The following is a 9615-nucleotide window of genomic DNA, read 5'->3' as shown; positions in this document are numbered from 1 at the left end:
TGACAGTGACTGGGTTAGTTCCGTGGACCTACCGCGCAACCGTTTGGCTTCCTACCCCTGGAGTCTCGGTGGCGGAGGAACGATCGACTTGAAGCGTACCATTGAGGAATATGCAGAGAGTAAACTTTCCACAGTAGTTGCCTACTCCGGATATGTAGCTATCACTGCAGAGGACGACGCATTCTTCGTTCAAGACAGGACAACTTCTGTCAGGCGCAAGCTTGAACAGACTATACAGATGGTCGAAGGTGACTGTATCCGTGACTACCAGATGTCCGATGGAGTCGTCAGCATCTGGCCATACAATGAGAGCTTGAGGCCAACGCCAATCGAACAGATCATCGGAATCGGCCGTCACCTGTGGCCAAACCGGCGAATACTCCAGCTTCGCAAAAGATTCGGCAAGCCGATTGAGACTATTGACTCACTCGTCTGGTACGAATATGGTGAGCTATACAGAGAAAAACTCGAGGATCCACGCTCGTTGACGTTCTCGTTTGTGTCAACGCATAATAACTTCACACTGAGCCGAGACAAGAAAGCGTTCAAGCAGACCGCGCCCGTCATCAAGCTTCCAGCCGACACAGCAGACGAAAATTATTTGCAGCTGCTGGGGGTGTTGAACAGTTCGACGGCGTGCTTCTGGCTCAAGCAGGTCAGCCACGACAAGGGCAGCCAGGGTGTAAACGAGGGGTTCAAGTCCCAGACCTGGGAACGGTTCTACGAGTTCACCGGTACCAAGTTGCAGGAGTTTCCGTTGCCGGCGGAGTATCCGTTGGGGCTGGCGCGGGAGTTGGATGGGCTGGCGCTGCGGCTGACGGCGGTGAGCCCGGCGGCGGTGGCGGCGGGCGGGGTGCCGACGCGGGCGGGGCTGGCGGCGGCGCGGGACGAGTGGGTGTCGACGCGGGCGCGGATGATCGCGTTGCAGGAGGAGCTGGACTGGCAGGTCTACCGGCAGTATGGGCTGCTCGCCGACGAGCTGACGCTGCCGGTCGCCGACGTCCCGGAGATCAGGCTGGGTGAGCGGGCGTTCGAGATCGTGCTGGCGCGGAAGATCGCGGCCGGTGAGGAGACGTCCGAGTGGTTCGCCCGGCACGGCTCCACCCCGGTCACCGAGCCGCCCGCGGGCTGGCCGGCGGAGTACCGGGCGCTGGTGGAGAAGCGGATCGCCGTCATCGAGAACGACCGGAACATCGGGCTGATCGAGCGGCCCGAGTACAAGCGCCGCTGGGCCACCGAGGGCTGGGACAAGCTTCAGGACACCGCCCTGCGGGGCTGGCTGCTCGACCGGCTGGAGGCCCGCGAGCGCTGGTTCGCCGACGTCGACGGGATGGTCCAGCCCCGGCTGTGGACCACCGGCCGGCTCGCCGACGAGCTGGCCGCCGACGCGGGCTTCGTCGCCGTCGCCGAGCTCCACCGCCCCGGCGACCCACTGGCGAAGGTCGTCGCCGGCCTCGTCGAGGACGAGCACGTCCCCTTCCTCGCAGCCCTGCGCTACAAGGACTCCGGGCTGGTCAAACGCGCCGACTGGGAGTCGGTGTGGGACCAGCAGCGCGCCGAGGACGCCGCCCCCACCCCGGAGGCGGCCAGGAAGATCCGCGACGCGATCCCCGTCCCGCCGAAGTACGCCCAGGCCGACTTCCGCAAGGCGTCCTACTGGCGGGCCCGCGGCAAGCTCGACGTCCCCAAGGAGCGGTTCGTCTCCTACCCGCACGCCGGCCCGGCCACCGACCCGACGCTGCTGATCGGCTGGGCCGGCTGGGACCACCGCGAGCAGGCCCAGGCGCTGGCCACGCTGATCGTCGAGCGGCAGGACACCGACGGCTGGGGCGCCGAGAAGCTCACCCCGCTGCTCGCCGGCCTCCGGGAGATCATGCCCTGGGTCCGCCAGTGGCACCACGAGGTCGACCCGCTCTACGACGGCTCGCCCGCCGAGGTCTACGACGCCTTCCTCGCCGAGACGATGGGCCGGCACAACCTCACCGCCGACGCCCTCACCGGCTGGCGCCCGCCGGCGACCACCCGTGGCCGCAGGGCTACCCGATGACCGCCCCCGTCCGTACGATCCGGACAACCGGACTTCGCATGACCCGCCGAGGTGTCGCATGACCAGCCCGTCACCACAGCCGCAGCCGCAGCCGCTGCTGCGCGAGGTCATCGACATCCCGCTCAGGACGTCCGACAGCGACTTCGTCCTCAGACTCACCGAGGGTGTCACCGACGCCGAGACCCTGCGCAGCTACGTGGTGACCGACCGGCTGGTCGGGAACTTCGACGAGGCGCTCGGCCTGATCGCGCAGGCGGTGAGCACCGGCACGTCCAGGGGCGTCTACCTGCACGGCTCGTTCGGCTCCGGCAAGTCGCACTTCATGGCGGTGCTGCACGCGCTGCTGCGCGGCGAACCGGCCGCCCGCACGCTCGACGACCGCCTGACCGACGTCGTCGGCAAGCACGACGCGGAGCTGGCCGGCAAGAGGTTCCTGCTCGTCCCGTTCCACCTGCTGGGGGCGAAGTCGATCGAGCAGCGCGTCCTCGGCGGCTACGCCGACCAGCTGCGCGGGCTGCACCCCGACGCCCCGATCCCCGCGGTGCACCGGGCCGAGGCGCTGCTGGCCGAGGCCCGCGGCGTGCGGGCCAAGGTCGGCGACGCCACCTTCCTCGCCGAGCTGAACCGGGCCGGTGCGGGCGGCGGCGAGGAGGACGACTGGGGCGACGACGCCTCCTGGACGCCCACCGAGCTGGACGCGGCACTCGCCCCGGGCGCCGCCCCGGACGGGCGGACCCGCCGGCTGGTCTCCGACCTGCTGACGACCTGGTTCGCGAACACCTTCCGTGACCTGCGCGAGGACGCCGAGGGCTTCGTCTCGCTGGACGCCGGCCTCACCGAGATCGCCCGGCACGCGCGGGACCTCGGCTACGACGCCGTCGTCCTCTTCCTCGACGAGCTGATCCTGTGGCTGGCGAACAACATGGGCGACCAGGCGTTCGTCTCCCGCGAGGTCCAGAAGGTCACGAACTTCGTCGAGGGCGGGCTGGGCGCCCGGCCGATCCCGGTCGTCAGCTTCATCGCCCGCCAGCGGGACCTGCGGGAGCTCGTCGGCGAACAGGTCGCCGGCGACGTGCGGCTGTCCTTCCTCGACGTCCTCACCCTCGCCGACGGCCGGTTCGACAAGATCGTGCTGGAGGACCGCAACCTCCCGCTCATCGCCAACCGGCGGCTGCTGCGGCCGCTGAACGCCGACGCCGAGGCGGCGATCGCGCGGGCGTTCGTCACGACGGCGAAGGTCCGCGCCGAGGTGTGGGACACGATGCTCGGCGGCAGCTCCCAGCTCGGCGCCGACCGGGACGCGTTCCGGCTGTCCTACCCGTTCAGCCCGGCGTTCATGGACACCCTCGTCCACGTCTCCTCGGCCCTCCAGCGCAACCGGACAGCGCTGAAACTCATGCGCCAGTTACTCGTCGACCACCGGAACGACCTGCGTCTCGGCCAGGTCGTGCCGCTCGGCGACCTGTGGGACGTCATCACCCGCGGCGCCGACACCCCGTTCACCGACGTCCTGAAGGCCGAGTTCGACGCGGCGCAGAAGCTCTACGCCCGCAAGCTGCGCCCCTACCTGCTCGACGCGGAGGGCCTCGACGAGGACACCCTCGCCCGGGCCCGCCGCGCCCAGGCTGCTGGCTCCGGTGCCAGCGCTGGCACCGGCACCGGCGTCGATGTCGGCATCGACCCGGCGCTCGCGACCAGGGTCCGGCGGTTCACCGCGGACGACCGGCTGGTCAAGACACTGCTGCTGTCCGCGCTCGCGCCGAGCGTCCCGGCGCTGCGCAACCTGACCACGCGGCGGCTCTCCGCGCTCAACCACGGCAGCATCACCAGCCCGATCCCGGGCGGCGAGGCCGGGCTCGTCAGCAAGAAGGCCGAACGCTGGGCCGGCCAGTTCGGCGAGATCAAGTATGTCCCGGTGGAGGGCGGCGACCCGGGCGTCGGCCTGGAACTCGTCGACGTCGAGGTAGACAGCATCCTGAACTCGGCCGTCGCCTACGACAGCGCCGGCAACCGGCGCGCGCTGGTGAAACGGCTGCTCGTCGAGGAGCTCGGCGTCACCGCCACCGGCGACGTCTACGGCGACCGGCTCGACCTCGTCTGGCGGGGCGGCAGACGCTCCGCCGAGGTCGTCTTCGGCTCGGTCCGCGGCGGCGAGCTGCGTGACGACCAGTTGGCGCCCGTCGACCCGCGGTCGTGGCGGATCGTCGTCGACTACCCGTTCGACGACACCGGCGACGGGCCGGTCTACGCCCGGGCGCGTGTCGAGCGGCTGCGCGGCGCCGGCGTCCAGCACCGGACGGTCTGCTGGATCCCCGCCGACCTGACCGCCGCGCGCCTGGCCGACTTAGGGATGCTCGTCCGGCTCGACCACCTGCTCGCCGGCGGCGGGCACCGGTTCGACAGCCACGCCCAGCACCTGAGCGCCGACGACCGGCAGCGCGCCCACGGCGTGCTGAAAAGCCGCTACGACGCGCTGCTGACCAAGACCCGGACCGTGCTGCGCTCGGCCTACGGCCTGACGTCCAAGGACGAGCAGGACGTCACCGCCGACTTCAGCGACCACCTGCGCGCGCTGTGGCCCGGACTGAACCCGACGCTGCCGCTCGGCGCGTCGTTGCGGGAGGCGGGCCGGCGGCTGGTCGGCGACCTGCTCGCCGACCAGTTCCCCGGCCATCCCGACCTCGACCCCGACCAGACCGGGACGCCTGTCAGGCCCGCGGAGCTCAAGCTCGTCCTCGGCTATGTGACCAGAGCGGCCGAGGCGGACGGCGGCTCGGTGGAGGTCGCCCGGGGCGACCGGATCCCGGTACGGCGGATCGCGCCGGCGCTCGGGCTCGGCGTGATGCACGAGGTGCGCTTCGAGCTGGGCCGCGAGTGGGTCGACCACTTCACCCGCTGCGCCGCCCAGGCGGCGGCCGACGGCTCCGGCGCGCCGGGCGCGGGCGCCCTGGGGCCAGGCGCCTCGGGCTCGGGCGACTCGGGCTCGGGCGGTTCGGGCTCGGGGCCGGGCGGCTCGGGGCCAGGCGGTTCGGGGCCGGGCGAGCCGCGGGTCAGCGAGGTGCGGGTCAGCGACCTGCTGCGCTGGATCGACGAGCCGAAGCCGCGCGGCCTGGACGACAACGTCGCGCACCTGGTCGTCGCCGCGTTCGCCGAGCAGACCGACCGGGCCTGGTACCGGCACGGCGGCCTGCTCGCGACCCCGCCCGAGCTGAACGCGATCACCAGGGACATGACGCTGCGCGAGCAGCCGCTGCCCGACGCGGCCGACTGGGCGGCCGCCGGCGAACGCGCCCAGGCGATCCTCGGGGTACGGCCGCCGGCGCTGCTGCGCGGCCGGCTGCTACGCGGCTTCGCCGAGGAGCTGGTCGAGAAGACACGGCCCCGCCGGGCGGCGAGCCAGAAGCTGGTCGACGCCCTGGAGACGCACGCCGCCGCACTCGGGCTCGACCCGCGCACCGGCCTCGCCGCGGCCGGCACCGCCGCGGCCGGCACCGACAGCAACGGCCCCGACAGCAACGGCGCGAACGGGGGCCGGCTGCGGACCGCGCGGGCCGCCCGCGACCTGCTCTTCGCGCTGGACGACCCCAGGGCCGGCGGCACGGAGATCGTCCGGCGGCTGGCCCGCGCCGAGCTCGCCGGCCCGGCCACGCAGTTCGCCGTGAGCATCAGCCGCGCCGACGACGTCACCGACGCGATCAGAGCGGCCCCCTGGGACGAGACCTTCGCCGTCATCGCCGGACTGCCCGAGCCCTACCGGACCGAGGCCCACGAGATCCTCGGGCTGATCCGCGCCACCGGTGCCGCCGACGAGCTGACCACGTCGCTCGCCCCGGCGCTCAACCAGGCCCGCACCAGGGCGACCACCCTGCTCCGCCGCGCCACCACGGCGCCCGTCCCGCCCGTCGATCCCATCAGGCCCGCCGATTCCATCAGGCCCGTCGATCCCACCAGGTCGAGGCCGTGGGCCGAGGTCCCGCCGGTCGAGACCGTCCCGATGAGGCGCGGCACCGGCCAGACCGGCTCCAGGCCGGCCGTCACGATCCCCCCGCCCGGCCAGGGCAGCACAACGGAGGGCGGCGCCGCGGAAGGCGGCACGAGGGCGGGCGGCACCGGAGCCGGCACGGCCGACGCGGGCACGGCCGGCACGGGCACCGCGTGGCGGTGGCGGGGCCGGGTCGGGGAGCTGGAGGAGGCGCTAGCCGAGCTGCGCACCCACGTCGGCGACCAGCCCGGCGATGTCGAGATCATCTGGCGGCCGGCGCCGTGACCCTCCTGTCGTCCCCGGGTGGCGCGGGCGGCGCGGGCGCTCCCCGGGTGACCCCGGCCGTCGTGCTGGGCCGGGTCGACCGGCTGCGGCGCGCCGCGCGGAGCAACCACGGCGGCCAGCCGCGCGTGCTGCTGGTCCGCGCCCAGCCGGACTGGCCGGTGCCGGGGGAGCTGGACGCCGGCGGCCGGCCGGTCCGGGTGGTGCCCTGCGTGTCACCGCTCGCCGTCCTCGAGGAGGTCACCCGCTGGGCGCGCGACCCGGTCGAGGACGGCTGGCTGGTGCTGCTCACCGACGCCGACGAGGAGACGCTGGGTGACTCCGTCCTGGCCCAGGTCTACCGGCAGCGGGTCGACGTCATCGAGCCGTGGCTCGCGGTCCTGGAAGACTTCGGCGCCACCCAGGCCGACCCGCGGCTACGCGCCCCCGAGTACCGCTGGGTCGCGCAGGCGCTGCTGGAGGCCCGTCCCCCGGCCGGCTGGCCGCGCCGGCCCGATGGCCTGAGCCGGCAGGACGCGCTGGCGGAGCTGGCCGCCGTCCGGCTCGGCCTGACCGAGCTGGGTCTGGGCGCCGCCGACCTGGACATCGCCACCCTGCTGCGCTGGACGACCACCCCCGGCGCGACCGAGGCGCTGCGCCGGCTCGGCGACGACGAGCGCGCCGGCCTCACCGCCTACCTGGTCGAACGGACCGGCCGCGCGGGGCGGGCCCTGTTCACCCTGGTCGCCGCCGGCAACGGCGAGCGGGCGCTCGCCCTCGGCCTGGTCTGTGACTGTCTGTGGCCCCGGCGTGGCCGCGACGCCGCCGGCCCGCCGGCACCGGCGGCGGGGGATGTCGCGGCGGTCGAGCGGGCTGCCGAGCGGGCCAGGGTCCGGGTGGAGCGTTACTTCGGCGACCTCCGCCTCGACGACACGACCATGCGCGCGTTCGCTGACGCCGTTCACGAGGTGGTGACGACGGCGCTGGTGGCGGCCCGCCCGGGCACCAGCCGGCTCGGCCTCGACACGGCCGGCGCCGCGTCGGCGACCCTGCACCCGGAGGATGCGCTCCCGGCCCTGCTCGACACCGCGGAGCGGCTGCTCGACGACCTGGACGCCCGGGTGGCCGGCGCCGCGAGCGACATCCTGCGGGCCGGGTTCGACCACCGGCTGGCCGCCGTCGCAGCCACCGTCCGCGACTTCCTCGCCGCCGCCGAGTCCGGGGCCGACCGCACGCTGCTCGCGCGGGCGGCCCGCGACGTCGTGACCGCCGTCGGATCGCTGCGCGACCATCTGCTGGCCGGTGTCGACCGTCCCCCGGTGGAGCGGGCCACGGTGGAGCGGGCCGCGATGGCCGCCCGGCTCGTCGGCTGGCTCGCCACCCAGCCCACCGGTTCGCTCGCCGCCGCGCACCGGGCGGGCGGGCAGGGCTCCGCGGGCGGGCAGCGCCCCGGCCGGGAGCGGGCGGGCGAGCCGACGACGCTGGCCGGCGCCCTCGACGCCCACCTCGACGACGGTGCCTGGGTCGACATCGCGCTCGGTCACCTGGCCGTCGGCGACCCCACGCCCGCGATCGGCGCGGTGTACGGCGACCTCTACCGGGTGGCGGCCCGTCGCCGCCGCGCCCTCGACGCCGCCTTCGCGCAACTGCTCGCCCGGTGGAGCACGACCGGCAGGCCGGCCCCGGCCGCCGCGGCGGCGCCGGCCGGGCCGCTGTGCGTCGAGGAGATCCTCGACCGGGTGGTCGCGCCGGTCGTGGCCGCCCGCGGCGGCCGGGCGCTGCTGGTCGTGCTCGACGGGATGAGCGCCGCCGTCGCCGTCCAGCTCGCCGCCGAACTGCGCCGCGAACGCTGGGAGGAGTGCGACCCGCTCGGCTCCCTCCCAGGTGGGCCGAACGGTGAGCCGGCCGGCTCCGCACGGCGGCGGGCGGCCGTCGCCGTGCTGCCGACCGTGACCGCCACCTCGCGGACGTCACTGCTCGCCGGCCGGCTGCTCACCGGCGACAAGACGAAGGAGAAGGCCGAGTTCGAGGGCCATCCGCGCTGGGGCCGGCGGGCTGCCCGGCTGTTCCACCACGCCGACCTGGCGGGCAGGCCCGGCGCCGCGCTCGACGGGGAGCTCGCCGACGCGCTGACCTCGGACACCCCCCTGGTCGCGGTCGTGATCAACACGGTCGACGACACGCTCGAGCGGGGCCGGCCGCGCGACGACGGCGGTTGGAGCCTGGCCGACGTCGGCCGGCTGCGCGCGGTGCTGGGCTACGCCCGGACCGCCGGGCGGGCGGTCATCCTGACCAGCGACCACGGCCATGTCGTCGACCACCGCTCCGGGACGCTGGCCGCCGCCGACGCCGCGTCCGCCCGGCACCGCGTCCCCGGCTCGGGCGACAACGACTCCCGGGACGGCGAGGTGGCGCTGGCCGGGCCACGGGTGCTCGCGCCCGGCGGGCGGATCGTCGCGCTGTGGGACCCGGCCGTGCACTACCTGGGCCGCAGGGGCGGCTACCACGGCGGCGCGGCGCCGGCCGAGGTGACAGTGCCCGTACTGGCCTTTCTGCCGTTCCGCCTCTCCGCGGCGTCGGCGAGCCGCGACCTGCCGCCCGGCTGGCGCCCGCTGCCCGACCAGCGCCCGCGCTGGTGGTCACTGGAGACGACAGACCTCCTCGGCAGCCTTGGTGGTGGCGGCCTTGGGGGCGGACCTGGTGGCGGCGACACCGTGCTGGTCGGGCGGCGCGCCGTCACCGCCCCGGCCGAGGGGACGGCGCCGCCCCCCCGTAAGCGGCGCAGGCCCGCGGAGGAGCAGACCGGCCCGGCGCTGTTCGAGCTTCCCGACGAGGCGGCCTCCGCTCCGACATCGACATCGACATCGGCATCGGCGACGGCATCGACATCGGTGTCCGCGGCGACGGCCGGTGGCCGGGAGGACCCGGTCGACGTCCTCGTCGCCGGGCTGCTCGCGTCCGAACTGTTCCGGTCCCAGCTTGACGGGCTGGCCCGCAAGGTGCCGGTGGAGAAGGTCGAGGCGGCGGTGCGGGCGCTGCTCGCCGCGTTCGGCACCCTGGCGACGAGCGTCGTCGCCGAGCGCGCCGGCGAGCGCCCGGCGCGGGCCGGCGGCTTCGCCGTGACCCTCCAGCGTCTTTTCAACATCGACAACTACCCTGTGCTGGAGCCGATCGACGACGGCCACACCCTGCGCCTCAACGTCGACCTGCTGCGCGCCCAGTTCGGGCTGACCTCTTGACCGGCCAGTTGACCGGCCAGGTCAGCGCGGCGCGGCGCCGGGACGTGCTGGATGCGCTGCGGCGCGGGGCGGTGCCGGCGGCCGGG

General features: G+C 74.1%; 3 protein-coding genes. All 3 read left to right on the top strand.

The annotated features are described in order from the left end of the window. Positions 1 to 22 precede the first annotated feature (22 nt). Genes pglX through pglZ form a run of 3 tightly spaced genes read left to right on the top strand, consistent with a single transcriptional unit; the run spans position 23 to position 9529 of the window. Positions 23 to 2047 carry a BREX-2 system adenine-specific DNA-methyltransferase PglX gene (gene pglX, locus NBW84_RS04425; RefSeq protein WP_250281955.1) on the top strand — a complete coding sequence of 675 codons (2025 nt, stop codon included), beginning with the start codon at positions 23 to 25 and terminating at the stop codon, positions 2045 to 2047. A 58-nt stretch (positions 2048 to 2105) separates the two neighbouring features. Beyond that, the gene (locus tag NBW84_RS04420) at positions 2106 to 6314 is read left to right on the top strand and encodes a phage resistance protein (RefSeq protein WP_250281951.1); all 4209 of its coding nucleotides are present in this window, start codon (positions 2106 to 2108) and stop codon (positions 6312 to 6314) included. Next, a complete protein-coding gene (pglZ, locus tag NBW84_RS04415; protein ID WP_250281950.1) occupies positions 6311 to 9529 on the top strand; it encodes a BREX-2 system phosphatase PglZ in 3219 nt (1072 codons plus the stop codon). Before NBW84_RS04420 ends, pglZ begins: the two co-directional genes overlap by 4 nt. Positions 9530 to 9615 lie beyond the last annotated feature (86 nt).

It is taken from the genome of Protofrankia sp. CiP1_Cm_nod2 (assembly GCF_920664355.1).
In the GTDB taxonomy this organism is placed as follows: Bacteria; Actinomycetota; Actinomycetes; order Frankiales; family Frankiaceae; genus Protofrankia.
Note: the sequence above shows the minus strand (reverse complement) of the source record. Positions and strands in the feature narration are given on the sequence as shown.

Excerpts from the sequence above, each read along its gene's own strand:
- NBW84_RS04420 (WP_250281951.1), top strand. The coding sequence starts at position 2,106 with ATGACCAGCCCGTCACCACAGCCGCAGCCGCAGCCGCTGCTGCGCGAG.